Origin of the sequence: Jonquetella anthropi DSM 22815 (genome assembly GCF_000237805.1) — a bacterium.
Lineage (GTDB): Bacteria > Synergistota > Synergistia > Synergistales > Dethiosulfovibrionaceae > Jonquetella > Jonquetella anthropi.
On record NZ_CM001376.1, the window covers coordinates 546,767 to 572,180 of the forward strand.

A 25,414-nucleotide genomic window follows, 5' to 3' on the forward strand; every position below is an offset into this window, starting at 1 on the left:
AGACAAGGCAGCGATTGTTTTATTCGGTGATGATCAGGCCCTGGCGCCAAGCCCGGTATTTTTTCACCGCGTCCCGGTAGGCAACGCACATGGCTTTCTGTGACGAGCCGAGGTAACAGCAGCTGATCAGCTGGATGAGGCTCTCATCGACGTCCGCCAAGCTTCTGCCGGACAGAAGATCCCTCACGAACCGGCGGGTCAGGTCAAGCGTCATGGACGCCTCCGCGTCAAGAATCGTCCCCGTCTCGCTGTCCACGATAAAAGTGATGAAGAACGACGAGTACAGATGGGTGATCGGATTGCCCTCTTTGACCCTCGCGTTGCCGATGACGCAGAGTTTCTCCGGAGTTGGGTTCACAGCGCGCCTCCTGATTGCCTTGATTATACTGATGAATTCCCTTGACTGCAACTTGTTGATGAAGAAGTGCCGCTTTGAATTGCTGAAGTTCGCTCCAACATCAGGACGGCCCGGCGAAGCAGGGCAGGCCGTTCGTTGGGCAGCCGTCCGGCGAAGACCTCGTCCAGCAGGGTGGAGAGGATTTCCCCGATCAGAGGTCCGGGAAGGCACCCTAAGTCGATGAGGTCGCTTCCCTTCACCGCCAGCTGGGAAACGTCCAACGGGAGATTGCATTCCAGAACTGCGCTCAGAATCCGACTGGTCCCCTCGCCCTCCTGTTGGGAGAGAATAGGCAGGACGAGCCCAAGCCAATCGAGGGCGGTTTCCCTTCCCACAGCCTTGAGCAGGGCTCTGGCCTCGTCGGGGGTTTTCAGCGCGATGGCGGGATACTTGAGCAGGCTTTGAACGGCCCGGCGGGTGTTTCGATCGGTTTGGAGCCGGTCTTCTAAGACGCTTTTTGCCAGAAAAGCCGCCTCCTGTTGGTCCGGAGCGACGGCAGAAAAGAGCGCGGCCAGACGGAGGGGCAGGTCCTGAGGCACCGCGTCAAGCCAGCGGGCCGCGTCAGTCGCCGCTTGAAACGACAGCGGGGAGTTGTCGCAGAGGAACGCCAGCTCGGGGATGACCGCGGCGAACACCGGCAGGTGGGAGGCGAACAGCCTTCCCGGCCGGACGCCCTGAAAGAACAGCGAAAGCTCGTGCCATACCCGGGGAACCGAAACGTTTTCGAGGCTTGAGGTGAATCGGTTCAGCGCCTCATCGGCCCTCGGGTCGATCGAAAAGTTCAGCTGAGAGGCGAAGCGCAGCGCCCGCAAAATTCGCAGCCCGTCCTCGGCGAAACGCTCGTCCGGGTTGCCGACGCAGCGGATCCTGCGGCGCTGAAGGTCTTCCCTGCCGCCGACCGGGTCAATCAGCCCGTGTTCCGGGTTCCATGCCATGGCGTTGACCGTGAAGTCCCGGCGACGAAGGTCCTCGGTGACGTTCGTCAGGAAACTGACGCTGTTCGGGTGGCGTTTGTCGGCGTACGCGCCCTCGGATCGAAACGTGGTGACCTCGATAGGCAGGCCGTCGGACATGACCGTCACGGAGCCGTGCTTGACGCCGGTTTCCAAGGTGTACTTCGCGCCGAACAGCGCAGTGACGTCCTTCGGTTTGGCGTCGGTGGCTAGGTCGATATCGCCGGGCTTACGGCCCATCAGAGTGTCGCGCAGGTATCCGCCGACCAGAAAAACCGAGAAGCCGTTTCTTTCCAGCGCGTCCATCACCTTGCGGGCGCTTGAGGGAAGGGAGATCATGCGGGGAATGCCTCGCTTTCTTTGTCGTCTTCTTTGTCGTCGCTGTCAGCGGTTTGAAGAGCGTCGGCCAGAGGCCGGTAGGCCTCAAGCAGCCGGGGAAAGGTCCACGCCGCGTTGGCTGGGCTCGTCGACGGCAAACTTTCTGCCGGCCGTCCGGAAATCGGCTCGATGAACTGGCGGTACAGCCGCGCGGCAGCCGCTCCGGTGGTGAAGATCTTTCGAATCGGCGCGCCGCTCAGCAGCGGGGACAGGTCATTGGCCCGCACGTCCTCAATCGTGCTGTCGCTCGCGCCGATGATCGTGCAGGAGCCAACGACATCCCAGAGGGCAAGGCCGACGGACAGGCACAGGGCCTTTCTTCCAGCCGTATCGGGCGGCGTCGGACAGCCGAGAAGCCGGCACAGGAGGGGCCAAAACCTGTTGCGCGGGTGGGCGTAGTAGAACCCGGCTTCCCGCGACTTCGGCGACGGGAACGAGCCGAGCACGAGGACGCGGCTTCTCTCGTCCCAGACCGGCGCCAGAGGGTGAACCAGCCGGACTGGCGTTTGGGTCTTTTTTTCGTCGGTGGGCCGATGGTTTTGCTGGGACGTGGCAGTTCGCCTCGCTTCACGCCGAAACTGTCAGGAAGAGGTATGAAACGCGATTCGGCGAAATTTTCACTTCGAGTATAGCACGGCAGTCCCCGTCGCTTGGCCAAAAAATTTCCCGCTTTTCTGAGCCGTTCGAGGGGGACGATTCCTGCTACAATGAGTCAGTATTCGAAACACACTTACGTTCAGAATGGAGAGAAGCAGATGCACGTTTTCCTGAAGAATCGATTTCGTTCCGACATCGACGTCGGACTGTTGGAAAATCCCCTGTCACCCCGCGGGTCGGAGAACGCCCGTTGGCTTTTGGCTCAGCGCTACTGCCTTGACCGGTGGGACGACGAACTGAAAGCCTGCCGGCCCGAGCGCGGCATCGAGGAAGTCGCCCGCCGAGTGTCCCGTGTGCTGGCCGCCTCTGAGACTGCTTACGCGCCCGAGTCTGAGATCGGCTGGATACGGACGCTGGAGAAGAATCTGTTCTCCGACATCTTGAACTTTCAGTTCCTGTTCAACTCGCCGTGCCTTTACGGGTGCGGCGCGGGCCTCACGGTCCAGCCCCAGTGGAGCCGAATCATCTACTGTTCACCTGACGAGCTCTCTTGGGAGGACTACCGCCGGTTGGCCGAGGGGAGGACCGCGAACCAGCAGCTTTTCGCCTGCTTCGTGGTGAGCGTGCCGGACAGCATCGAAGGCATATTCGACGCGGTGAAGGACGCGGCCATCATCAGCAAGTACGGCGGCGGCGTGGGGGCGAACTTCGGCCATCTGCGGGAGTCGGGCGCCCCGATCAAGGGCGGCACGGGCGGCAAAGCGTCCGGGCCAGTCTCGTTCATGGAGACGTGGAACACCATGGGCAGCGTGGTCGTCCAAGGAGGACGCCGGCGGGCTGCCCTGATGGGCATGTTGCCGGACAATCACCCGGATATCGAACGGTTCATGGACGCCAAGACCGAGGACGGCCGGCTACCGTACTTCAACATCTCCGTCTGCGTGTCCGACCGGCTGGTGAACGCTGCCAGAGAAGGGGGAGACTTCCCGCTGGTCTCGCGTGTGGACGGCAAGACCGCCGCGACCGTTCCGGCCGCTCAGCTCTGGGACAAGCTGTGCTCAAACGCTTGGCGCCGCGGGGATCCGGGGGTGTTCTTCATCGACCGGGCCGGGGCGGACAACCTGCTGCGCGAGGACCCGGAGTTCGTCATCGAATCAACCAACCCGTGCGGCGAGCAGCCGCTCCCCAACTACACCAGCTGTAACTTAGGGTCCATCAACCTGTCGGCGTTCGTCGCGCCCGACGGGTCGGGACAGCTGGCATTCGACGAGGCCCGGTTCGTCGATCAGGTCTACCGTTCCATGGTCTATCTTGATCTGGTCATCGACTCGTGCTCGTACCCGCTGGAGCGTATCGGCCGGAGAACCCGCCAGATACGGCCCGTCGGGCTGGGTTTGATGGGACTGGCCGACGCTGCCATCGCGTCCGGGCTGGTGTACGGCTCACCCGAATTTTCCGGGTTCTGCGACCGGCTGGCGTCGGTCATGGCAGTCTGCGCGCTTTTGGCCACAGTCGATTCGGTCGACCATCTGGGCAAGGAGCCGTTCGCGGCTTCTTCGGCGGTCGTCAAGCTGTTCGCCCCGCTTCGGGACGAGCTGGGCGGCGATCTGTTTATGTCCCAGACGATGGAGACGCTGGACGAAGAGGGCTTCCTCCGGGTCGTCGGCCGCATGAAGGAATTGGGGCTGCCGTATACGCTGTGCAACACGCTGCAGGCTGCGCCGGGCGTTTTAAAACGGCTGGAAGGCGGCTCGCCGGAAGAGCTTCGGCGGCTTCTGGGCGCCGTCCTCGGCGGGCGCATGAGAAACAGCCGTCGGCTCAGCATCGCCCCGACCGGGTCGATCTCCATGCTGCTAGACGCCTCGGCGGGAATTGAGCCGAACTTCGCCTGGAGCTGGAACCGCAAGGTCATGAAGTCGGACGGCAACGGGTACGAGACTCGGCAGTACTTCCACCGGCTGGTGACTGACGAGGGCAAGCGTCAGCTGTCGGCAGGCGGCAAGCTGGAAGATCCCCGGTTCGTGACGGCCTACGACCTGTCGCCGGAAGGACACGTGGAAGTGACCGGGATTTTCGCCCGGTACGTCGACTCGGGCATCAGCAAGACGGTGAACCTGCCGTCGAGCGCCACAGTGGACGACGTCAAGGCCGTGTACGAGCGGTGCTACGACTTGGGCTGCAAGGGCATTACCATTTATCGGGACGGATCGCGAAGCGAGCAGCCTATCGAGGTCTCGAAACCGGCCGAGAAGGCCGCTCCCGCGCCGGACGGCCAGACGCCGGTTGTCAAAACGGCTCACACCGGCCGGGTCAAGCAGCGGAGTACGCCGATCGTGATGGGCAAGACGATTAAAGACGTGACGCCGTGGGGAAGCCTGTTCGTCACCCTCAACTACGATGGCTCGGAGCCGTTCGAGGTGTTCGCCTCCCTCGGCAAGAGCGGTTCAGAACTCAAGTCCATGACGGAAGCTCTCTCTCGAGTCATCTCCATTGGCCTGCGAAGCGGCGGTCACTTGGAAGACTTCATCTCCACCCTCAGGGGGCTGTCGGGCAAGGAGTACTGGACGTTCGACTGCGACGACAGCTTAGTGGTGCGGTCCATTCCCGACGCGCTGGCGATCCTGTTGGGCAAGCTCATTGAGCAGGACGAGCGGCCCGCTGAGGGAACTCACACCTGCCCGGAGTGCGGCGCGCCGATGGAATTGGTCGGCGGCTGCGCGTACTGCTTCAGCTGCGGCTACAGCCCGTGCAAATAGCGATGGCGAACTGAGTAAAGGCCGACAGAAAACTTTAATGATTTTCGATTCGTCAAAACGTGACGAGTTCCAAACCTGTTAAGAGTGCTAACATATAATAAACACAGGAAAAGAGAGGAGAGCTCGACATGGGGAAAAGGGTGTACGACGTTCCTGACATGCACTGCGAACACTGCAAGAAAAAAATCGCCGCGGCGCTCAAGGCTGCCGGGGCCGGATTTTTCGGCTGCAAGGTGAGCTTGGAAGAGAGAACCGTGACGGTGAGCAAAGACGAAATCGACGTCCCTAAAGTGCTCGCCGACACGGGCTACACGGCGACCCTTCGGCAGGCATGATGATTGAGATCGGAAGTCCGCTGCCGCCTTTTTCCCTGCCGGACCAGACCGGGACATCGGTAAGTGGGGTGGCTCTGGCCGGGCACTGGGCTGTCCTTTACTTCTACCCGAAGGACATGACGCCGGGCTGCACGACCGAAGCGGAGGAGTTCTCCGAGCTTCTTCCCCAGTTTGAGGCGTTGGGCGTTCTCCTGTGGGGGATCAGCCCGGACAGCCCGGAGACTCACGCCCAGTTTCAGGAGAAACGGAACCTGACCGTGAACCTGCTGAGCGACTCGTCTCACGAGTTCATGGAGCGGGTAGGCTCGTGGGGCGAAAAAGTCCTGTATGGCAAGCGGTCGGTCGGCGTCAAGCGCAGCACGGTCATCGTCGCTCCTGACGGAACCGTCGCGTGGGTCTGGAAAGCGGCAAGAGCCAAAGGGCACGCCGTCAAGGTGCTCGAAAAAATTCGCGAGCTGACAGACGCCGGTTAATAAAAAAGGAGAGCTCCCGAGGGAGCTCTCCTTTTTTCAGCGAATCAGGCCGGATTGGAGCGCTTCGCGCAGAAGGCGCAGAATGCCCAGCGGCATCGGCAGGCTCAGGGCGTCGTCAACTGGAAGAAGCTCTGTGCCGGTAGGCTGGCTGGCCGCGCGGAACAGCTTCGTCTCCACCTGCCACGAGGTGAATCTCATCGTCACGGAGGGCGTCAGTGGCTCGGGGAACGACTCTTCGCCCAAGCTCGCGGCCAGACGGCGGGCCGTCACGCCCGAGTCCTCGCCATCGCTGCCGACCTCCCACGGGATCTCCCAGAACTCGCTCCACAGGCCGCCCTTGGGACGCTGTCGGACGGCCAGCTTGGTCTGAGTCGAGAAAAGCAACGCGGCGCCGAACCGGCGCCTGATCGGACGAGCGGCTCGGCGGACGGGCCGAAGGGCCGTCGTCCCGCGCTTTCGCGCCAGACAGTACGGCTCCAACGGGCAGAGAAGACACCGCGGGCGAGGCGCGCAGGGGCCGCTCCCGAGATCCATCAGGGCATTGGTGAGCAGTCGGGGCGACTGAAACTTCATGAGGGACTCGACCGCCCGTTGGCAGACTTTGTTCCCCTCTGACAAGGCGGGGTCTTTGTCTAAGTCGGTCAGCCTGCTGGAGACCCGCCGCAGGTTGCCGTCCAGAGCGGCCGTCGGTTCGTCGTACGCCAAAGCTCGGACGGCGGCGGCGGTATAAGGCCCAAAACCGGGAAGCCCGGCGAGGAACGCTTGGTCGTTGGGCGGCCCGTCGTACCCGGCGCTGACGATCAGTCGGGCCGACGCCAGCATGTTTCTGGCTCGGCTGTAGTATCCAAGCCCGCGCCACAGCGACAGGACAGCGCTCTCGTCAGCCTCAGCCAGACTTCGGCAGTTCGGGAAGGCGCTGAGCCAAGCCAAATAGAGCGGGACGACGCGGCTCACTTGGGTCTGCTGGAGCATCGTCTCGGACACCCAAACTGCGTACGGGTCGGCGGTGAGCCGCCAGGGCAAATGCCGGCCGTTTTCTCTGTACCATTCGGCCAAGGCACGGCTCGCGCCAGCCCAGTCAATTGATTCTTCCAGCGTCATCACCCCCCGCGTCAAATATGATACAAAGCTCCCTTCGGTCGGGCAACGTTTTTATTTTTCCGGCGTCTTCACCTTTGAAAAGGAACTGGTATAATAGCCCTGTTTGCTACCCCGTGGTGCAACGGCAGCACAAGGGATTTTGGTTCCCTTGATCCTGGTTCGAATCCAGGCGGGGTAGCCACTTTTTTACCGTCCGACCGGCGGCTGAAAGATAACAGAAGGGGTCCCGCCTCGGCGGGACCCCTTCTTGCGATGCGGAACGTCTTAGTTCTTGATGACCATCTTCCAAGCGCCCGGGCCGATGGACTCGAACGAGATGACCTCGTGGTTTTCTTCCTTGCAGTATCTGGGGAGATTTGTCACCGCTTCGGGGCAGGTGAAGGTGATCTCGATGACGTCTCCTTTGCTGCTGCCGGCAACCGCCTTTTTCAGTTCGATCAACGGAATGGGGCAGTCTTTTCCCATGGTATCGAGCTTGATGTTCATAAGGTAACCTCCTTTATTTTTTTGCTGAAAGCTGCCTGGCGTAGTACACCCAAGCTCCCAGCCACAGCCCGCCGACGATGGAGAGCAGGCCAACCCACGCCTGAACGGAAAGCCGGGCGGTCCCGGTGATCCCGTGGCCGACGAGGCAGCCCTGTCCGAGGACGGCGCCGAAAGCCATGAACGCGCCGCCGATAAACGAGCGGACGAGGGTTGGGCCGTCGGTCCCCTTGAAACTGAACTCGCAGCTTCCCGCGGCGCAGACAAAAGAACCAATGATGATGCCAAGGACGAAGTAGCTCGCCCAGCTCAGTTTGTACGTGCCGAACGAGAAGGCGTTGACCCATGAGACGATCGGCGTCGTGATTCCCCAGCCGCCGTTGCGCCCGGTGAGAAAGCTGAAGTAGAAACTGAAGCCGGCCAGAACGCCGATGAGCGCCGCGGTGAACCGGCGGTCCCAGATCCGCTCGAAGAACAGGTGATTAAGCCCGGTCCGGGAAGGCGGAAGGGCGAATCCGACCGCCTCTTTTTTCTTGTCAATGATCGCGAAGATGACGACGACCGCGAGACAGACGGCTGAAAAGTACAGCGGGTTGAACGGGAGCGACGTGACGAAATTGTTCGGCACGTTTGCCACAGACTGGATCTGCTTGACTAACGGGGACAGGAATCCCTGCTTGGACGACGTGGCGAACAGCATGAACGAGAGCAGTGACATGACGCCGGCGAGTCGGCCGTCGCCAGTCTTCACCAGCGACATGGTAATGCACCCGTTGCACATGACCGCGCCGAACCCGAAGAACAGTCCGCCGATGACCGTGGCGACTAACGGAAAGTCCTTAAACTCCGGCGCCGGAACGAGCCCGCGCTCAACCAGCCAGAAGTAGATAACGCTGTGAACGAAAATCATCAAAAGCATGACCCACAATCCGGTCAGACGCTTTTCAAGGTACACGTCCCGAAGCCCGCCGGCCATGCAGATTCGGCTCCTTTTGAGCAGGAATCCGAACCCGAACCCCATCAATAAACCGCTTAACATGTCCCAACCTCCTGTATGAAAATAAAAAAAGATGAATTTGAAGATAAATTAAATATATCAGCAACTTGTAATACAGTCAATAATTTTATAAAGTACATAAATAAAATAACAATTAGCGACTGAGTCTCTCAAAACAATTCTGGGAGAGAATGGCCTGCTGAGGGGTATGGCCGCAGCAGTAAGGGCAGCTTGACTGGGTCGTAAAAAGGCCGCCTTCAAACGAAGGCGGCCGCAAGTTGGCACAAAAAAGTGCGCTCATCAACCGATGAGCGCACTGAAAATTCTGGTGCGGAAGGGGAGAATTGAACTCCCACGGGTCTCCCCACAAGATCCTTAGTCTTGCGCGTCTACCAATTCCGCCACTCCCGCGAACGGCAATGATTATACCGGCTGGATTGCCGCCCGTCAACTCTTTTTGCCGTTCAGTCAAACACAATCCGGCGGCGGTCCTAGGGCCGCCGCCGGGTCGTTTTACGCCTTCGGTTCAGTTTTTTGCTCTTCCGGGTCGCAGAGGCTGATGACTCGCGCCTGCTGTGCCGCGGCGACTGGAGCCGCAATCTTCAACAGGCCGCTCTGGAACGACGCGGTCACGCGGTCCGGGTCGACCGGCTCGGGGAACCTGACCGACCGGCTGAAGCTCGTCGCGGTCCGTTCCTTGACGAAGTGCTGCCGATCATTCGACTCTTGGCACGACTGGCGCTTGGCCGTCACGTCAAAGTGATCCCTGTACACCCGCAGGTCCACGTCCTTGGGCTCGAAGCCGGGGAGCTCTATCTCGGCGACAAACGAGTCGCCTTGACGGTAAAAGTCCATGGCCGCCGTTTGTTCCTCCTGCCTGAGAAAGCCGTCGAACAGGTTCTGAAATTCGTGATCCAGCAAATCCCACGGGGTAACGTACGGAACATTCTTTCTTCTAATCATTGGTGTCATGATGATGAGCCTCCTTATCGCCGGATATCACTTCTCGACGTGATGGCTCTATTATAGGTCAGTATTAGTCAATTAAGAGATATGTTTTGACGATATCTGACTAAATGATTTTGCTGACCTTTATTAACTTTTATGTCTTCGCGGGCGCAAAAAAGCCAGCCGGCTTTGGTCGGAAGCCGGCTGGCAGGGGAGGAGCCTTTACTTGACGGAGGCGCCGCGGAAGAATACCCAGTTGCGGGGCGACAGGTAGACGCCTTCAACCCGGCTTTTCAGCAGGTACGGCGTGGAGTAGTAGTACAGGGGAAGAACGGGCATGTTCTCCAGCAGGATCTTCTCAGCCTTGTGCAAGTCGTCGATGCGTTTTGCCCGGTCCATCTGGCGGGCCGAGTCGCGCATCAGCGCGTCATATTCGGCGTTGTTGAAGCCGACGACGTTCTCGAACGAGTCGGAGATCCACAGGTCAAGCAGGCTAGCCGCGTCGAAGAAGTCGACCAGGTAAGCGTGACGGGCGATGTCGTAGTTCTTCTGGACCCGGGTGTCGATGAACACCTTCCACTCCTGCTGGGACAGCTCGACGGTGACGCCCAGGTTCTGCTTCCACATGGCCTGGAGCGCTTCGGCGATCGCCTTGTTGGTCGGGTTGCCGTTGTAGACGTAGGTCACGGTGGGGAAGCCTTTGCCGCCCGGGTAGCCGGCTTCTTCCAGCAGTTTCTGAGCTGCGGCTACGTCGGCATGGATGGGCAGGTACTCGGTGGGATCTTCGGCGCGGAAGTCCTTGCCGGCCGGATCAACGCCCGGGATGATGAACGGGATAAAAGCCTGAGCCGGCTTCTGTCCGCCCATGGTGACCTTGTCAACCAGAACCTGACGGTCGACGGCGAGGGCGAAGGCCTTGCGGACCCGAACGTCGTCAAAGGGCTTTCTCGTGGTGTTGAAGACGGAGAAGCTGGTGCCCAGCGTCGGGGCGACCTTCGCTTCGCCGCTTGCCAGAAGCTGAGGCGTCATCAGAGGCGGCAGCTGATTGATCAGGTCGACGTTGCCCGACTTGTACGCGGCAAGGGCCGTGTTGCTGTCGGTGATCATGACCATCTTGACGGCGTCGATTTTGACGTTGTCGGCGTCCCAGTAGTACGGGTTCTTCTGAAGCGTCATCTCGCTGTTGTGCTTCCACTCGGAGACGAAGAACGGCCCGTTGCAGACCAGCGGCTGAGTGTTGAGCGTCCAGCCTCTCGGGTCCTTGGAGACGATGTCCCGGCGAGCCGGATAGAACACGTGGTAGGACAGATAGTCCAGCAGCAGCGGAGCCTGATAGTCCAAGTGAAGGATCACGGTGCGGTCGTCCGGCGTTTCGATTCCCAGGTCCTCAACCTTGGCTTGGCCCTTGAAGAACTTTTCGCCGTTCTTGATGAAGTAGCCCAAATAGGCGTAGGGCGACGCGTTGGCGCTGTCCAGCAGGCGCTCAAAGCCGTAGCGGAAGTCGTCGGAAGTGAGCGGCTTGCCGTCCGACCACTTGAGGCCGTCGCGCAGATGGAACGTCCAAGTCATTCCGTCGTCAGACACGTCCCACGACTCGGCGCAGCCCGGTTCAGGAGCGTCGTTGAAGCCGATGCGGACAAGCCCTTCAAAAATGTTGACGATGACGATTGACCCGTCAACGGCGTTGTTGAGCACCGGGTCAATCGTGCGCGGCTCGACGGCCAAGTTGAACGTGACCATCTTGTCGGCCCCGCATGCGGCCGTCGCAAGGAGCATCGCTCCAGCCAGCAGTGACAAAACCTTTTTCCCATTCATTATGTAATTCCCTCCTTCGCAATTGATCCGACCCAATGGGCTTCTTGAATGATATCACATTATCTAAATGGTGTAATGTATTGACCTTGTGAACTCAATAGTTTTCCTTTGATTATTTTGTGCGGCGGTTGTATGATTAAAGCAATCTTGTATGAGGTATACATAACAGGGGAACACATCTCTAAGGGGGTAGAGTTTCATGGCAAAGAAATGGAAGACCATGGATGGAAACACCGCTGCGGCGTACGTGAGCTACGCTTTTACCGAGGTGGCGGCTATCTATCCTATCACGCCGTCTTCGCCGATGGCTGAGTCTTGCGACGAGTGGGCAACGCAGGGGAAAAAGAACATTTTCGGGCGCATTCCTCAGATCTCTGAGCTTCAGTCCGAAGCCGGCGCGGCGGGGGCCGTGCACGGCTCTTTGACTGCCGGCTCTCTGACCACGACGTTTACCGCCTCTCAAGGACTTCTGCTCATGCTTCCCAACATGTTCAAGATCGCGGGCGAGCGGCTTCCCGGCGTGTTTGACGTGAGCGCCCGTGCGGTGGCGAGCCACGCTCTTTCGATCTTTGGCGACCACAGCGACGTGATGGCCTGCCGGAGTAGCGGGTTTGCCATGCTGGCGTCTGCCAGCGTTCAGGAGGTTATGGACCTGACCGCCGTGGCTCATCTGTCGGCGATCGAGGCCCGCGTTCCGTTTGTCAACTTCTTCGACGGTTTCAGAACGTCCCATGAGGTTCAGAAGATTGAGCTGATCGATTACGACGACTTGGCAAAGCTGGTCGACTGGGACGCTCTGGCCGAGTACAAGGAAAGCGCGCTGAACCCGGAGCGGGCCTACCAGAAAGGTATGGCTCAGAACCCGGATATCTTCTTCCAGAACCGCGAGGCCTGCAACCGGTTCTACGACGGTCTGCCCCACGTGGTGGCCCGCTACATGGAAGAGATGAAGAAGATCACCGGCCGCGACTACCGGCCGTTCGTGTACTACGGCGACCCGGCTGCCGACCGTGTCATTGTCGCCATGGGCTCGATCTGCGAGGCCGCCCGCGAGACGGTCGACTACCTGCGGGCCAGAGGCGAGAAGGTCGGCTTGGTGGAAGTCCACCTGTACCGTCCCTTCAGCCCCGAATATTTCTTCGCCGTGCTGCCGGCAACCGTCCGTTCCATCGCCGTGCTTGACCGGACGAAGGAGCCCGGCGCCCTTGGCGAGCCGCTGTATCAGGACGTGTGCGCCCTGTTCAGCGAGCGCCCGGCGGACAAACGGCCTCTGATCGTCGGCGGCCGGTACGGATTGGGATCCAAGGACACCACGCCGGGACAGGTCAAGGCCGCGTTCGACAACTTGGCGTCGTTCGAGCCGAAGAACCACTTCACGCTCGGCATCGTCGACGACGTGACGTTCCGTTCGCTTCCTTACGAGGAAATCGACGCTTCGGACGAGGGAACCATCTGCTGCAAGTTCTGGGGTATCGGCAGTGACGGGACCGTCGGCGCCAACAAGAACGCCATCAAGATCATCGGCGACAACACGGACATGTACGCCCAGGGGTACTTCTCCTATGACTCGAAGAAGTCCGGCGGCGTGACCGTTTCTCACCTGCGGTTCGGCCACCACCCGATCCGCTCCACGTACCTCATCAGCGCCGCTGACTTCGTAGCCTGCCACAAGCAGGAGTACCTGCACCAGTATCAGGTTCTCCGCGGGCTGAAAAAGGGCGGCACCTTCCTGCTGAACACCCAGTGGGAGACGATGGAAGCCCTCGAAGCCAATATCCCGGGCAGCGTGAAGCGGTATCTGGCCGAGAACAACATTTCCTTCTACACCATCAACGGCGTTGACCTGGCCGAGGAGGTTGGGCTGGGCAACCGCACCAACATGATCACCATGGCAGCCTTCTTCAAGCTCGCCAAGGTCATCCCTGAGGACGAAGCGGTTCGGCTGATGAAGGAAGCGATCGTCCATTCGTACGGCCGCAAGGGCGAGAAGATCGTCGCCATGAACAACGCGGCGGTGGACAAGGGCATTGGAGCCCTTCGCAAGATCGAGATCCCGGCCAGCTGGGCAACCGCTCCGATTGAGGAGAAGAAGTCTTCCGACGACGTGGATCCGTTCTACGAGGCGGTCTGCGCTCCGATGAACGCCCAGGCGGGCGACGATCTGCCGGTCAGTTCGTTCGTTGGCTACGAGGACGGCCATATGCCCAACGGCATGTCCGCCTACAAAAAGCGCGGCGTGGCCGTCACCGTGCCTGCGTGGCTGAGCGACAAGTGCATTCAGTGTAACCAGTGCGCCATGGTCTGCCCGCACGCGGCGATTCGGCCGGTATTGGCTGACGACGAGGAAATGAAGGACGCTCCGGCCGCCTTTAAGACCGTCGACGCCCGCGGCAAGGAGCTCGCCGGACTCAAGTTCCGCATGCAGGTCAGCCCGCTGGATTGCATGGGCTGCGGCAACTGCGCCGATATCTGCCCGGTCAAGGCCCTTGAAATGTCGCCGTTGGCGAGTCAGGTGGAGACCGAGGCGCCGAACTGGAATTTCGGCGTGGACGTGTCCGACAAGTCCTCTCTGATGAACGTGAAGACGCTGAAGGGCAGCCAGTTCGCCAAGCCCTACTTGGAGTTCTCCGGCGCCTGCGCCGGCTGCGGCGAGACGCCGTACGCCAAGCTGGTCACCCAGCTGTTCGGCGATCGAATGATCATTGCCAACGCGACCGGCTGCTCGTCCATTTGGGGCGGTTCCGCGCCCAGCACGCCGTACTGCACCAACGATATGGGACAGGGCCCCGCTTGGGCGAACTCCCTGTTTGAGGATAACGCCGAGTACGGCTACGGCATGAGCCTGTCGCTGGAAAACGCTCGTCACGACCTGATCGACAACGTTGAAAAACTGCTGGCGCTGGAGAACCTGCCGGAAGACGTCCGGGCGGCTCTGGCCCACTGGATGGAAGTCAAAGACGACGGCAGCGCTTCCAAGGAAGCGTCCGAGGGCGTTTTTGCCGTGATCGGCCGGGATATGGGCTCTGACGAGGGCAACGCCCTGATGGACCGGGTGGCTGAGCTTCAGGAGCACTTGATCAAGAAGTCCGTCTGGATCTTCGGCGGCGACGGCTGGGCATACGACATCGGTTTCGGTGGTTTGGACCACGTGTTGGCGTCCGGCGCCGACGTGAACGTGATGGTGTTCGACACGGAAGTGTACTCCAACACCGGCGGTCAGTCCTCCAAGTCGACTCCCACCGCGGCCGTGGCAAAGTTTGCCGCCGGCGGCAAGCGGATCACCAAGAAGGACCTGGGCCGCATCGCCATGACCTACGGGTACGTGTACGTGGCGCAGGTGGCCATGGGAGCCGATAAGAACCAGCTGATCAAGGCCGTCACCGAGGCTGAGGCATATCACGGGCCGTCCCTGATCATCTGCTACGCCCCCTGCATCAACCACGGCATCAAGGTCGGCATGGGCCACAGCCAGCTCCAGACCAAGAAGGCTGTCGAGGCCGGCTACTGGCACCTGTACCGGTACAACCCGCTGCTTGAGGAGCAGGGCAAGAATCCGTTCATCCTCGATTCCAAGCAGCCCAAGGCGTCGTTCCGCGACTTCCTGATGAGCGAAGTTCGCTACACGTCGCTGATGAAGACCAACCCGGCGATGGCCGAAGAGCTCTTCGTCCGGGCAGAAGCGGACGCCAAGCGCCGCTATCAGATTTACAAGGCTCTGGCTGAAGCTCCGGCTATTCCGGCGGAAGCCGAGTAGTTTCACCGTCGTTCAGGGAGCTGGCATGCGCCGGCTCCCTTTTTTCGTCTGTCCCAGGCCGGTCGGCGGAAAGGACTGATACGATATGACGCTCTCTGCGGTCGAAAAATTTCGGGCCGCCGCCCGTCGGGACGGCTGGCTTGGTCAGCCGTTGGCTGTTGCCGTTTCCGGCGGCGGCGACTCGATGGGGCTGCTCTGGTTGTGCCTCGCGTCAGGGCTCCGTCCGTGCGCGGCCATTCACCTCGATCACGGGCTCAGGCCGTCGTCGGCGGACGAGCGCCGGTTCGTTGAGGAAACCTGCGGCCGTCTTGGCCTGCCGTTTTTTTGGAAGAGAATCGACGCGGCGTCCCGGCGGCTTCAGGGCGAGAGCGTTGAGGTGGCGTGCCGTCGGGAGCGGTACGCCTTTTTGAGGGAGGCCGCCCAGTCGGCCGGAGCAAGCGTCGTCGCGTTGGCTCACACGGCGGACGATCAGGCTGAAACCGTCTTGATGAACATCTGCCGGGGCTGCGGCCTTTGGGGGCTGGCGGGCATTCCCCGCCGACGGGGCATGTGGGTCCGGCCTGTGCTGGACTTTCGCCGTGACGAGCTGCGTGACTTGCTGAAAGACGCCGGGTGGACGTGGGTGGAGGACGAGAGCAACAGCGACCGTCGGTATACCCGCAACAGGGTCAGAGCCGATTTGCTGCCCGAACTGGAGCGACAGGTCGGCGCGGGCGCGGCAGTCCATTTGGCAGCCCTGGCCCAAGAGGCGTGGGAAGCCCGAAGCGATGAGAACGTCCTGATGACGTCGCTTTTGGCAGGGGCGAGCCGATTGGCCCCTGAGCCGTTTCAAAAGGTATCGCTGAAACGCCTCCGGCTTTTGAGCGACGGGCTCATCGCCCGGCTGCTGCGCCATCTGTCCGCCCAAAACGGCGGTGCGGCGCCATCCCGCCGACGGATGGATGACCTGACAGGACTGGTCCGGCGGTCCGGCCGGTGGACTTTTCAGTGGGATCGGCACCACGACCTGACGGCCCGGGATGGGCATCTCTTTTGGGGGCCGTCGTCCGAACGGGTCATTCAGACCGTTGAGGTCAGCGAGCGAGCAGATTGGGGCGGCTGGGACGTCTCCTTCGTGTCGGGGCCTATGGGGCCATGGGACTTGAACGTGCCGGTCGGACGGATCTGCTTGTCCCGGAAGCCCGGAGACTGGACGGCCGACTTTCTGCCCGCTGTCTTGGTCAATGGGGCGGTTTTTGCCCAATCCACCGAATATGGGTGGGAAGTTCGCTCAAGTGGTGTAGAATATAAAAATCTGAGAGTGTTGCACTTTACGCCGCACGAGGCTGTCGGAGGACGATCATGACGTATCAGATAGGCGAGGTTCTTTTTTCTGAGGAACAGATACGCAAGCGCGTTAGCGAGCTGGGCCGTGAAATTAGTCGGAAGTACTGTGGCAAAGGGCTCACGGTGATTGGTATTCTGCGTGGAGCGGCGATTTTCATGTCCGATATCGTCCGAGCGATTGACCCATCGGTGAACGTGGCCATGGAGTTCATGCGGGTGTCGTCCTATGGGAACGGCACGGACAGCTCTGGGGAAGTGAAAATTCTCCAAGACCTCGAGAATCCGGTGAAGGGCAGGAATCTTCTGGTCGTGGAAGATATTCTCGACAGCGGCTGGACGCTTCATCGGCTGAAGGAATACCTTCTTCAGCGGGAGCCTGCGTCTCTTGAGATCTGCGTTCTGCTCAGCAAGCCCGAGCGGCGCCAGGTGGAAGTCGACGTGGACTACTGCGGCTTTGTCATTCCCGATAAATTTGTCATAGGGTACGGATTGGACTACGCGGAGCAGTGGCGCCATCTGCCGGCGATTCACATAGCCAAACCGGTGGAAGAGGCGCCCGGCCGATAGACGGCCGGCGGGAAAGCTCCTTGAGGAGGCGTATCTGTGCGGAAGATATTTAAGAACCTCGGCCTGTATCTCATACTCATCGTTCTGGTCGTCAGCTTGGCCAGTTCGTTGATGACGCCGTCCGGCGATCTGGCCGGGCAGAAAGCTAAAGAGCTTTCCTACAGCCAACTGGTCGCGGCCATCGACGCGGGACGCGTGAAAAACGTGACCGTCGGAGACCTGACCGCGCAGGGGGCCCTGTCGGACGGGACGTCCTTCACCTCGGCGATCGTCGGGGAAAAGGACTTAGCCAACCGGGCGCTTGAAAAAGGCGCCGACGTGAAGGTGGCGCTGCCCGAACCGACGCCGTGGTGGATGACTCTCGCGTCGTCGCTGCTGCCGACGTTGCTGCTCATCGGCGTGTGGATTTTCTTTCTCCGGGGCATGCAGGGCGGCGGAAAGGTGATGAACTTCGCCAAGAACAAGGCGAAGATGTTCATCGACAACCGGCCGAAGGTTTCTTTCGTCGATGTTGCCGGCTGCGACGAGGCGAAAGAGGAGCTAAAGGAAGTCGTCGATTACCTTCGTCAGCCTGACCGGTTCACCGCGCTGGGGGCAAAAGTTCCCCGCGGCGTGCTCCTTCTGGGCCAGCCGGGAACGGGGAAAACGCTTCTGGCCCGAGCCTGCGCCGGCGAGGCGGACGTGCCGTTTTTCAGTACTACCGGCTCTGACTTTGTCGAAATGTTCGTCGGCGTCGGAGCCTCCCGGGTCAGAGACCTGTTCGATCAGGCTCGGAAGCACCAGCCCTGCATCGTGTTCATCGACGAAATCGACGCCGTCGGACGTCAGCGCGGCGCCGGTCTCGGCGGCGGTCACGACGAGCGGGAGCAGACGCTGAACCAGCTGCTCGTCGAGATGGACGGCTTTGATGATAAGGGCGGCATCATTCTCATCGCCGCCACGAACCGGCCGGATGTGCTCGATCCGGCGCTGCTTCGTCCCGGGCGGTTTGATCGGCATATCGTCGTCGACGCGCCGGACGTGAAGGGTCGGGAAGAGATCCTGAAGGTCCACGTGAAGAACAAGAAGCTGGGCGCCGACGTGAACTTGGAGACGCTGGCCAAGCGGACGCCCGGATTTGTTGGAGCGGACTTGGCGAATTTGGTCAACGAGGCCGCGCTGCTGGCGGCTCGGGCAGGCAAGGCGGAGATATCCATGGCCGAGCTCGAAGAGGGCATCGACCGGTCGATCGCCGGGCCGGAGCGCAAGAGCCGGGTCATCAACGACAAAGAGCGCCGGATCATCGCCTACCACGAGACAGGCCACGCGCTTGTGGCACATTACCTGCCCGGAAGCGACCCGGTGCACAAGATATCGATTATCCCGCGAGGCGCCGCCGCGCTGGGCTACACGCTCCAGCTGCCGACGGAGGACCGCTTCTTGGCCTCTCAGTCCGAGCTGATGAACGAGGTCTGTATTTTGCTCTCCGGCCGCGCCTCCGAACGGCTCGTCTTCGGCGACGTGACGACCGGCGCCAGCAACGACCTGCAGCGGGCCACTAAGATAGCCCGCGACATGGTCACCCAGTACGGCATGAGCGACTTGGGGCTGGTGGTGCTCGGACGGCCCAAACATGAGGTGTTCTTAGGCCGTGACTTGGGCGAAGACAGGAACTACAGCGACCACATGGCTCAGGAGATCGACCGGACCGTCAGCCGAATCGTGGCCGAAGCGTTTGACAAGGTGACGAAGATCCTGACCGAACATCGGGATCAGCTGGACTTGGTCTCCAAAACGCTTCTGGAACGGGAGATCATCGACGCCGACGAGTTCGCGGTTCTGCTGGGAGAAAAGCCCGAAACCCCGAAGGAGGAAGCAGAAGCCGCGCCCTCTGCCGACGAGCCGGCGGCGGATTCGGAAAGCCGTCCCCAACCCTCGGCGGCAGAACAGGAAGCCGGAGCCGAAACCGACGGAAAAACTGACAGCGACGAATGAAGAAAACGCGACAAGGGCGAGGGGATTCTCGCCCTTGTCGTCGTATTGAGCGAAAGGAGGCCGTGCCGTGGAAGAGAACGCGTTCCGCCTTCAGGCTCCTTGGCCTCCGGCCGGCGACCAGCCTGGGGCCATTTCTCGCCTGACCGAAGGGCTCCTCAGGGGCGATCGGTGTCAGACGCTGCTCGGCGTGACGGGAAGCGGCAAAACGTTCACCGTGGCGAGCGTGATACAGAACTTTCAAAGGCCGACGCTCGTGCTGGCTCACAACAAGACCTTGGCCGCCCAGCTCTACAGCGAGTTCAAGGGTTTTTTCCCCGACAACGCGGTTCACTACTTCGTCAGCTACTACGACTACTACCAGCCGGAAGCCTACTTGCCCGGCTCAGACGTGTACATCGAAAAGGACGCGTCGATCAACGACCAGATCGAGCGAATGCGCCTCGCCACGACGAAGTCGCTCATCGAGCGTCGGGACGTCATCGTGGTGGCCAGCGTGTCGTGCATCTACGGCATGGGCAAGCGGGAGAACTATGAGGACGCGGTCGTCTCCTTCTCGGTGGGCGAGCGGTGGAAGCGCCGAGCGTTCCTCGAAAGCCTGATGAAAAGCTACTACGAGCGGAACGATTTGGACCTGTCGCCCGGCAAGTTCCGCGTCCGGGGCGACGTGGTTGAGCTCTATCCGGTCTACAGCGACAAGAGCCTTCGCTTCTCGTTTTTCGACGAGGAACTCGAGTCCATCGACGAGGTGGAGCCCATCAGCGGCAAGACTGTGGCTCGGCGGGAACGGGTTTCCGTCTTCCCGGCTCAGCACTACGTCACCAGCGACAACGCGGTGGCCGAGGCCATGGTCAAGATTCGCGCCGAGCTGGAAGAACGGCTCGAGTTCTTTCGGTCTCAGAAGAGTTTTCTCGAGGCCCAGCGGCTCGAAAGCCGGACCAAATACGACATGGAAATGCTGGCCGAGGCCGGCTACTGTTCGGGCATTGAAAACTACTCCCGGTACTTGGACGGCCGGGAAGCCGGCGAACAGCCGGGGACGCTTTTGGACTTTTTCCCGCCCGACTTCCTGATGGTGGTGGACGAGTCGCACATCACCCTGCCGCAGGTCCGCGGCATGTTCAACGGCGACCGGGCCAGAAAAGAAGTGCTGGTCGAACACGGGTTCCGTCTGCCGTCGTGTCTGGACAACCGGCCGCTCAAGTGGAACGAGTTTGAGAACTTCATGCAGCGGGTCATCTGCTGTTCTGCCACGCCCGGCGACTGGGAGATTCAGCGGTCGTCGCAGGTGGTCGAACAGGTGATACGCCCCACCGGCGTGGTGGACCCCGAGGTCTTTGTCCGTCCGGCGAGCGGTCAGGTGGACGACCTGTTGGACGAAATAGCCCGGGCCACAGAGGCCGGCGGGCGCGTCCTCGTCACCACGCTCACAAAAAAAATGGCCGAGGACTTGGCCGAATACGCCGGCAAACTGGGCGTCAAGGCCAAGTACATTCATTCCGAGCTGGACGCGTTCGAGCGGGCGGACTTAATCAGGGAGCTTCGGGAAGGCTCGGTGGACGTGCTGGTTGGAATTAACCTGCTCCGCGAGGGTATCGACATGCCGGAAGTGACCCTTGTGGCGATACTGGACGCGGATCGGGAAGGGTTCCTTCGGTCATATCGGTCGCTGATCCAGATCATGGGACGGGCGGCCAGAAACACCGAAAGCCGGGTCATACTGTACGCCGACACTCAGACCGACAGCATTCGCCAGGCCTGTGCCGAGTCGTCCCGTCGCCGGCAGAAACAATTGGAGTTCAACAAGGCCCATGGAATCGTCCCTCGGACGGTCTCCAAGAGCGTGTCGCGCTTGCTACCGGAGCTGGAATTTGAGGAGGCCCCTGAGGCGGCAGCCTCAAAGGCGGAAGAAGAGCAGATGGACTGCGCGACGATTGAAAAGCTCATGTGGGAGTCGGTGAAAAAACTGCAGTTTGAAAAAGCCGCCATGCTGAGAGACCGGCTGGCCGAACTGCGCAATCAAGAAATCGAAGCGGCCGGAAAACTCCGAGTCGCCTCGCCGAAAGGAAGAGGAACAAGTCGCCGTGACGGATCACATCGTCATTCGAGGAGCTAAAGAACATAACTTAAAGAACGTTTCCCTCTCGATTCCCCGAGGGAAGCTGGTCGTCATCACCGGGCCGTCCGGGTCCGGCAAGAGTTCCCTAGCGTTTGACACGCTGTACGCCGAAGGGCAGAGGCGTTACGTGGACTCGCTGTCGTCGTACGCCCGGCAGTTCTTAGGCGTTCAAAAAAAGCCGGACGTGGACGACATCGAAGGGCTTTCGCCGGCCATCTCGATTGAGCAGAAGGGGACGTCGCACAACCCGCGTTCGACCGTGGGCACCGTGACGGAAGTGTACGACTACCTGCGCCTTCTTTTTGCCCGCGCCGGCGAACCGTTCTGTCCTCAATGCGGCAAACCGGTTCACCGCTACTCGGTGGACGAAATTGTCGATGCGGTGCTCGGCTCGTCGGACGGGCAGAAAGTCGAGATCCTCTCGCCGGTCGTCCGGGGGAAGAAGGGAGAGTTTAGGAACCTGTTCTCGGGACTTCGCAAGCAGGGCTTCATGCGGGTCCGAGTGGACGGCGGCGTGCTGTGGCTTGAAGAGGAAATCCCGCTGGACAAACAGAAGAAGCACGACATCGAGGTGGTGGTTGACCGACTCAGGGTAGATGAGGAAAAGAGGGGGCGGCTCGCCGAAGCCGTGCAGACGGCGCTGGCGGCCAGCGACGGTTTTGTCCTCTTGGTGACGCCTGACGGCGAACGGCTGATGACCGAAAAATTCGCCTGCCCGGATTGCGGCGTTTCGCTGCCGGACATTGAGCCGGCTCTGTTCTCGTTCAACAGCCCGCAGGGCGCTTGCCCGGCCTGCTCTGGGCTGGGCTGTCACAGCCATTTTTCCGAGGAGCTGGCGGTCAACCCGGATCTCTCCGTTCGGGGCGGCGCGCTTCTCCCGTTCCGGGGAAAGTCGTACATGCTCGAGCGGTTGGAAAAACTGGCGCCGAAGGAGAAGCTCGACTTGGACGCGCCGTACCGCGAGCTACCGGAGCGGCAGAGAAACGTCCTGATGAACGGCTCGCCGGTCGCGCTGCGGCTGACGTTTCGGATGAACGGAAGCTACGAGAGTTATAACGGTCGGTACGAAGGACTGATGAACTGGCTTCAGCGCCGGTGGGAACAGACCGACTCGGAGCAGGTGACCGAGGACCTTGCTAGGTACAGGGTAGAAGACGAATGTGCCGTTTGTCGCGGCACTCGGCTGAGGCCTGAGGCCTTGGCGGTTCGCTACGACGGGAAGAACATCGACGACCTCGTTTCCATGCCCCTGACGGAGCTGCGGGACTGGGTGAGCTCTCACACCGCCGACTCGACCTCTTTGGCCGGGCAGGTGATGGTCGAGCTGTCCAAGCGGCTCGATTTTCTGGTTGACGTCGGGGCCGGCTACCTCACCTTGAGCCGGCGGGCCGATACCCTTTCGGGCGGCGAAAGCCAGCGTATTCGTCTGGCGACTCAGATCGGCTCGAAGCTGTCGGGGGTCATGTACGTGCTGGACGAGCCGACGATCGGCCTTCACAGCCGGGACACCGGCCGGCTGATCAAAACGCTCGAGAAGGTTCGGGACCTGGGCAACACGGTTATCGTGGTGGAGCATGACCGGGACACCATCGCGGCGGCTGACTACGTCGTGGAGGTCGGCCCGGGCAGCGGCGAGTTCGGCGGACAAATAACCCACGCCGGCGACCGGGAGGCCATTCGGAGCACGGACGGGCTGACCGGTCCGTACCTGCGGGGGCAGGCCAACGGGTTGGTTTTGCCCGGCAGAAAATTTTCCCCGTCCGGCTGGCTCACGATCGAAGGGGCCAGCGAGCACAACCTGAAAGATTTGGACGTGAAGATCCCGTTGGGCGGATTGGTTTGTCTGACCGGCGTTTCCGGCAGCGGCAAGTCGACTCTTATGTACGACGTGCTGTACAAGGGACTTCAGCGCCGGATGAACCCTGACTTTCGGGACCGGCCGGGCGCCCATCGGGGCATGAAGGGCTGGAACGGCCTGAAAAACGTCGCTCTGGTGGACCAAAGCCCGATCGGCCGGACGCCTCGGTCAAACCCGGCGACCTACACCGGGCTGTTCAGCGCCATTCGGGAGCTGTTCGCCCAACTGCCGGAGGCGAAGCTTCGCGGTTTCGGTCAGGGACGGTTCAGCTTCAACGTCAAGGGCGGCCGGTGCGAGGCCTGCGGCGGCGCGGGAGAGCGGCGCGTTTCAATGCTCTTCATGCCGGACGTCTACGTCCAGTGCGACGTGTGCGGCGGCCGTCGGTACAACAGGGAGACGCTGGAGGTTCGGTTCAAGGGCCACTCGATTGCCGACGTGCTCGACCTGACGGTCGACGAGGCGGCGAAGCTGTTCGAGGATATTCCGTCGATTGCCCGCCGGCTGGCCCTGCTGCAGAAAGCCGGGCTGGGGTATATCCGGCTCGGGCAATCGGCGCTGACACTGTCCGGCGGCGAGGCCCAGCGGGTCAAGCTCTCCAAAGAGCTGAGCAAACGGTTCACCGGCAGCACGCTGTACCTGCTCGACGAGCCGTCGACCGGCCTGTACTATACCGACGTCGCTAAGCTGCTGAAAATCCTTCACGAGCTGGTGGCCGGCGGCAACAGCTTGGTGGTCATCGAGCACAACATGGATATCATCTGTTCGTCCGATTACGTCATCGACTTGGGGCCGGACGGCGGGGCGGCCGGCGGGCGTTTGGTGTGCTGCGGGACGCCGAAACAGCTGACGGAAAATCCGGTCGGCTGCACTGCTGAGGCGATGGCTCAATACGTTCGGGAATTGGGAGGCTGGCCGAATGGAAGAAAAGCGTAGGCCGTTTCGCGGGAAAGCGGGCGGCGGAAGGAAAGGACGGGACGAAAGGCCCGGCCGCGAGCTCAGCCGCGATGAGAGCGACGGCCTGCTGCTGTGCTGGGGGCGTAACCCGTCGCTTGAACAGCTCGAACGGTCGGGCGAAAGCGTCGAGCGGGTTTGGCTGGCTCGGGGTGTCGAGGCGGAATTTGAAGCTCAGGTCGTTCGCCTTGCCGGCAGGACGGCACTGGAACGGGTCGACCGGCTGGCGTTGGATCAGATGACCGGCGGGGCGGTTCATCAGGGAATCGCCCTGTCGCTGCGGCGGCCTGACGAGGTGAGCTTGGACGATTTGTTGGACCAGCTGGCCGGCGGCCCGGCGCTTGTCATTCTGCTGGATCGGTGCCAAGACCCGCACAACCTCGGCTCGGTGATTCGGACCGCCGAGGCGGCCGGCGCGTCGGCGGTGCTGGTTCCCAAGGATCGTTCGGTACGGCTGACTGGGACGGTCGTCAAGGCGTCGGCCGGAGCGGCGCTCCGTTTCCCTGTCATCTCGGTTGTCAACGTGAAGCGGGCGCTGGACGACCTGAAAGAGGCGGGGTTCTGGGTCGTCGGCCTCGCCGGCGAGAGCTCAGAGCCTCTCGGGAAACTGGCTTGGGACCAGAGAACCGTTTTAGCGGTCGGCGCCGAAGGAACCGGCTTGGCCGAGCTGACGAGAAAAAGCTGCGACTTTCTGGCCCGCATTCCCATGAGCGGGCAGGCTGAGTCGTTGAACGCCGGCGTGGCTGCGGCGCTGGGCGCTTACGAGTGGGCCAGGCGGTTCCATTTTTCTGGAGACTTCTAAGGAGGAAGAACCATGAAGGTCTGTTACGATTCTCCGGTGATCATCGGCGGCGGAGCGCTCGGCGGCGCCGTGGCCATCGGCTTGGCGAAATCGGGACTCAGCCCGGTCGTGTCCCATCCGAAGGAGTCCCGGCTGGCGGAGCTCGAGGCGCTGGGGCTGAGGCTCACACGGGACAACGTTCAGGCGCTCGAGGCCTCAGCCGGCCCTGTGCTGTTCGCCGTCAAACCGTGGCTGGTCAAGGACGTCGTCCGCGCGTTGGCCGACCGGTTGGCCGGCCGGGTCTGCTGTTCCATGGCAGCCCGCGTCAGCTTGGAAGAGCTGAAAAGTTGCGCCCCCGGGGCCAAGTGGGGGCGGGCTATTCCTAATATCGCCGCGGCGGTGGGGGCAGGTTTTGCCGGCGTCGCATCCGACGACTGGGACGAGGACGAACGAAACGCCATGCTTGGGCTGTTCCGCCGCGAAGGCGAAGCTGTTTGGGTAGGCGAGAAGGACTTGAACGCGGTGAGCACCCTGTCCGGCTCTGCCATCGCGTTTGTTCTCATGGCGGCGGAAGCGTTCATTCAGGGAGGCCTGGGCGTCGGAATGTCCTGCGATGACTCGCTGAAGGCGGCTCTCGCCACGTTCGAGGGCGCGGCCAAGCTCGTCAGAGAGACGGGACTTCACCCGGCGGCGCTGAAAGACTCGGTCTGCACGCCCAGAGGAACGACGATCGCCGGGCTGCGGGCGCTGGAAGCGAAGGGGTTCAAGAGCGCCCTCATCGAAGGGCTTATCGCCACGTACAACGCAGGTTAACGGCGCAAAAAGAGCGGGCCGGAGGGGAATCCCTCCGGCCC

The 25,414-nt window shown here is 61.4% G+C and carries 19 protein-coding genes and 2 tRNA genes; 12 read left to right on the forward strand and 9 right to left on the reverse strand.

What is annotated here, in order from left to right:
- Nucleotides 1-19: 19 nt before the first annotated feature.
- Genes JONANDRAFT_RS02490 through JONANDRAFT_RS02500 form a run of 3 tightly spaced genes read right to left on the reverse strand, consistent with a single transcriptional unit; the run spans nt 20 to nt 2,222 of the window.
- Complete coding sequence (locus JONANDRAFT_RS02490) at nt 20-358, reverse strand: DUF3870 domain-containing protein (protein ID WP_008520507.1); 339 nt, start codon at nt 356-358, stop codon at nt 20-22.
- A 23-nt stretch (nt 359-381) separates the two neighbouring features.
- Nucleotides 382-1,689: a CCA tRNA nucleotidyltransferase gene (locus tag JONANDRAFT_RS02495; RefSeq protein WP_008522664.1), complete on the reverse strand. Its 1,308-nt coding sequence runs from the start codon at nt 1,687-1,689 to the stop codon at nt 382-384.
- Nucleotides 1,686-2,222 (reverse strand): DNA-deoxyinosine glycosylase, encoded by a 537-nt coding sequence (locus tag JONANDRAFT_RS02500; RefSeq protein ID WP_008522665.1) that lies wholly within the window; start codon nt 2,220-2,222, stop codon nt 1,686-1,688. The genes JONANDRAFT_RS02495 and JONANDRAFT_RS02500 overlap by 4 nt, the downstream gene beginning before the upstream one ends.
- A gap of 261 nt (nt 2,223-2,483) precedes the next feature.
- Here JONANDRAFT_RS02500 and JONANDRAFT_RS02505 point away from each other — a divergent pair, with 261 nt between their 5' ends.
- The 3 genes from JONANDRAFT_RS02505 (at nt 2,484) to JONANDRAFT_RS02515 (ending at nt 5,889) form a co-directional block, all read left to right on the forward strand.
- A complete protein-coding gene (locus tag JONANDRAFT_RS02505; protein WP_008522666.1) occupies nt 2,484-5,081 on the forward strand; it encodes an adenosylcobalamin-dependent ribonucleoside-diphosphate reductase in 2,598 nt (865 codons plus the stop codon).
- A 128-nt stretch (nt 5,082-5,209) separates the two neighbouring features.
- Nucleotides 5,210-5,416, forward strand: a complete 207-nt coding sequence (locus JONANDRAFT_RS02510) for a cation transporter (protein WP_008522667.1) — start codon at nt 5,210-5,212, stop codon at nt 5,414-5,416.
- Nucleotides 5,413-5,889 carry a peroxiredoxin gene (locus JONANDRAFT_RS02515; RefSeq protein ID WP_008520518.1) on the forward strand — a complete coding sequence of 159 codons (477 nt, stop codon included), beginning with the start codon at nt 5,413-5,415 and terminating at the stop codon, nt 5,887-5,889. The genes JONANDRAFT_RS02510 and JONANDRAFT_RS02515 overlap by 4 nt, the downstream gene beginning before the upstream one ends.
- A gap of 36 nt (nt 5,890-5,925) precedes the next feature.
- Here JONANDRAFT_RS02515 and JONANDRAFT_RS02520 read toward each other — a convergent pair whose 3' ends face one another.
- Nucleotides 5,926-6,990 carry an A/G-specific adenine glycosylase gene (locus JONANDRAFT_RS02520; protein WP_008522669.1) on the reverse strand — a complete coding sequence of 355 codons (1,065 nt, stop codon included), beginning with the start codon at nt 6,988-6,990 and terminating at the stop codon, nt 5,926-5,928.
- A gap of 107 nt (nt 6,991-7,097) precedes the next feature.
- Here JONANDRAFT_RS02520 and JONANDRAFT_RS02525 point away from each other — a divergent pair.
- Nucleotides 7,098-7,171, forward strand: a tRNA-Gln gene (locus JONANDRAFT_RS02525).
- An 83-nt stretch (nt 7,172-7,254) separates the two neighbouring features.
- Here JONANDRAFT_RS02525 and JONANDRAFT_RS02530 read toward each other — a convergent pair.
- From JONANDRAFT_RS02530 to JONANDRAFT_RS02550, 5 genes are all read right to left on the reverse strand, one after another.
- Nucleotides 7,255-7,476, reverse strand: a complete 222-nt coding sequence (locus tag JONANDRAFT_RS02530; protein WP_008522671.1) for a sulfurtransferase TusA family protein — start codon at nt 7,474-7,476, stop codon at nt 7,255-7,257.
- Nucleotides 7,477-7,489: 13 nt separating this feature from the next.
- Nucleotides 7,490-8,512, reverse strand: coding sequence for a YeeE/YedE family protein (locus JONANDRAFT_RS02535; protein ID WP_008522673.1), 1,023 nt, complete (start codon nt 8,510-8,512; stop codon nt 7,490-7,492).
- 284 nt (nt 8,513-8,796) lie between these two features.
- Nucleotides 8,797-8,881, reverse strand: a tRNA-Leu gene (locus JONANDRAFT_RS02540).
- A gap of 102 nt (nt 8,882-8,983) precedes the next feature.
- Entirely contained in the window at nt 8,984-9,442 is a 459-nt protein-coding gene (locus JONANDRAFT_RS02545) for an Hsp20/alpha crystallin family protein (protein WP_008522675.1), read from the reverse strand.
- Nucleotides 9,443-9,640: 198 nt separating this feature from the next.
- Nucleotides 9,641-11,233: a peptide ABC transporter substrate-binding protein gene (locus JONANDRAFT_RS02550; RefSeq protein ID WP_008522678.1), complete on the reverse strand. Its 1,593-nt coding sequence runs from the start codon at nt 11,231-11,233 to the stop codon at nt 9,641-9,643.
- Between the two features lie 199 nt (nt 11,234-11,432).
- Between JONANDRAFT_RS02550 and nifJ the strand changes: the two genes are divergently transcribed.
- The 8 genes from nifJ (at nt 11,433) to JONANDRAFT_RS02590 (ending at nt 25,373) form a co-directional block, all read left to right on the forward strand.
- On the forward strand, nt 11,433-14,987 hold the full coding sequence (gene nifJ, locus JONANDRAFT_RS02555) for a pyruvate:ferredoxin (flavodoxin) oxidoreductase (protein ID WP_008522679.1): 3,555 nt from the start codon (nt 11,433-11,435) through the stop codon (nt 14,985-14,987).
- An 85-nt stretch (nt 14,988-15,072) separates the two neighbouring features.
- Complete coding sequence (gene tilS, locus JONANDRAFT_RS02560) at nt 15,073-16,332, forward strand: tRNA lysidine(34) synthetase TilS (protein ID WP_008520535.1); 1,260 nt, start codon at nt 15,073-15,075, stop codon at nt 16,330-16,332.
- Nucleotides 16,329-16,880, forward strand: coding sequence for a hypoxanthine phosphoribosyltransferase (hpt, locus tag JONANDRAFT_RS02565; RefSeq protein WP_008520537.1), 552 nt, complete (start codon nt 16,329-16,331; stop codon nt 16,878-16,880). The genes tilS and hpt overlap by 4 nt, the downstream gene beginning before the upstream one ends.
- Nucleotides 16,881-16,916: 36 nt before the next feature.
- Nucleotides 16,917-18,854 (forward strand): ATP-dependent zinc metalloprotease FtsH, encoded by a 1,938-nt coding sequence (gene ftsH, locus JONANDRAFT_RS02570; RefSeq protein WP_008522680.1) that lies wholly within the window; start codon nt 16,917-16,919, stop codon nt 18,852-18,854.
- Nucleotides 18,855-18,921: 67 nt separating this feature from the next.
- Entirely contained in the window at nt 18,922-20,967 is a 2,046-nt protein-coding gene (uvrB, locus tag JONANDRAFT_RS02575) for an excinuclease ABC subunit UvrB (RefSeq protein WP_008522681.1), read from the forward strand.
- A complete protein-coding gene (gene uvrA / locus JONANDRAFT_RS02580) occupies nt 20,936-23,761 on the forward strand; it encodes an excinuclease ABC subunit UvrA (protein WP_008522682.1) in 2,826 nt (941 codons plus the stop codon). The genes uvrB and uvrA overlap by 32 nt, the downstream gene beginning before the upstream one ends.
- Nucleotides 23,745-24,581, forward strand: a complete 837-nt coding sequence (gene rlmB, locus JONANDRAFT_RS02585; protein WP_008520545.1) for a 23S rRNA (guanosine(2251)-2'-O)-methyltransferase RlmB — start codon at nt 23,745-23,747, stop codon at nt 24,579-24,581. Before uvrA ends, rlmB begins: the two co-directional genes overlap by 17 nt.
- 12 nt (nt 24,582-24,593) lie before the next feature.
- Nucleotides 24,594-25,373 carry a pyrroline-5-carboxylate reductase family protein gene (locus JONANDRAFT_RS02590; protein ID WP_008520547.1) on the forward strand — a complete coding sequence of 260 codons (780 nt, stop codon included), beginning with the start codon at nt 24,594-24,596 and terminating at the stop codon, nt 25,371-25,373.
- Nucleotides 25,374-25,414: the final 41 nt, after the last annotated feature.

What these genes read in the sequence shown, in the direction of transcription:
- JONANDRAFT_RS02495 (WP_008522664.1), bottom strand. Translation starts at nt 1,689, where the DNA reads ATGATCTCCCTTCCCTCAAGCGCCCGCAAGGTGATGGACGCGCTGGAA.
- JONANDRAFT_RS02505 (WP_008522666.1), top strand. Translation starts at nt 2,484, where the DNA reads ATGCACGTTTTCCTGAAGAATCGATTTCGTTCCGACATCGACGTCGGA.
- JONANDRAFT_RS02510 (WP_008522667.1), top strand. Translation starts at nt 5,210, where the DNA reads ATGGGGAAAAGGGTGTACGACGTTCCTGACATGCACTGCGAACACTGC.
- JONANDRAFT_RS02515 (WP_008520518.1), top strand. Translation starts at nt 5,413, where the DNA reads ATGATGATTGAGATCGGAAGTCCGCTGCCGCCTTTTTCCCTGCCGGAC.
- JONANDRAFT_RS02520 (WP_008522669.1), bottom strand. Translation starts at nt 6,990, where the DNA reads ATGACGCTGGAAGAATCAATTGACTGGGCTGGCGCGAGCCGTGCCTTG.
- JONANDRAFT_RS02530 (WP_008522671.1), bottom strand. Translation starts at nt 7,476, where the DNA reads ATGAACATCAAGCTCGATACCATGGGAAAAGACTGCCCCATTCCGTTG.
- JONANDRAFT_RS02535 (WP_008522673.1), bottom strand. Translation starts at nt 8,512, where the DNA reads ATGTTAAGCGGTTTATTGATGGGGTTCGGGTTCGGATTCCTGCTCAAA.
- JONANDRAFT_RS02545 (WP_008522675.1), bottom strand. Translation starts at nt 9,442, where the DNA reads ATGACACCAATGATTAGAAGAAAGAATGTTCCGTACGTTACCCCGTGG.
- JONANDRAFT_RS02550 (WP_008522678.1), bottom strand. Translation starts at nt 11,233, where the DNA reads ATGAATGGGAAAAAGGTTTTGTCACTGCTGGCTGGAGCGATGCTCCTT.
- nifJ (WP_008522679.1), top strand. Translation starts at nt 11,433, where the DNA reads ATGGCAAAGAAATGGAAGACCATGGATGGAAACACCGCTGCGGCGTAC.
- tilS (WP_008520535.1), top strand. Translation starts at nt 15,073, where the DNA reads ATGACGCTCTCTGCGGTCGAAAAATTTCGGGCCGCCGCCCGTCGGGAC.
- hpt (WP_008520537.1), top strand. Translation starts at nt 16,329, where the DNA reads ATGACGTATCAGATAGGCGAGGTTCTTTTTTCTGAGGAACAGATACGC.
- rlmB (WP_008520545.1), top strand. Translation starts at nt 23,745, where the DNA reads ATGGAAGAAAAGCGTAGGCCGTTTCGCGGGAAAGCGGGCGGCGGAAGG.
- JONANDRAFT_RS02590 (WP_008520547.1), top strand. Translation starts at nt 24,594, where the DNA reads ATGAAGGTCTGTTACGATTCTCCGGTGATCATCGGCGGCGGAGCGCTC.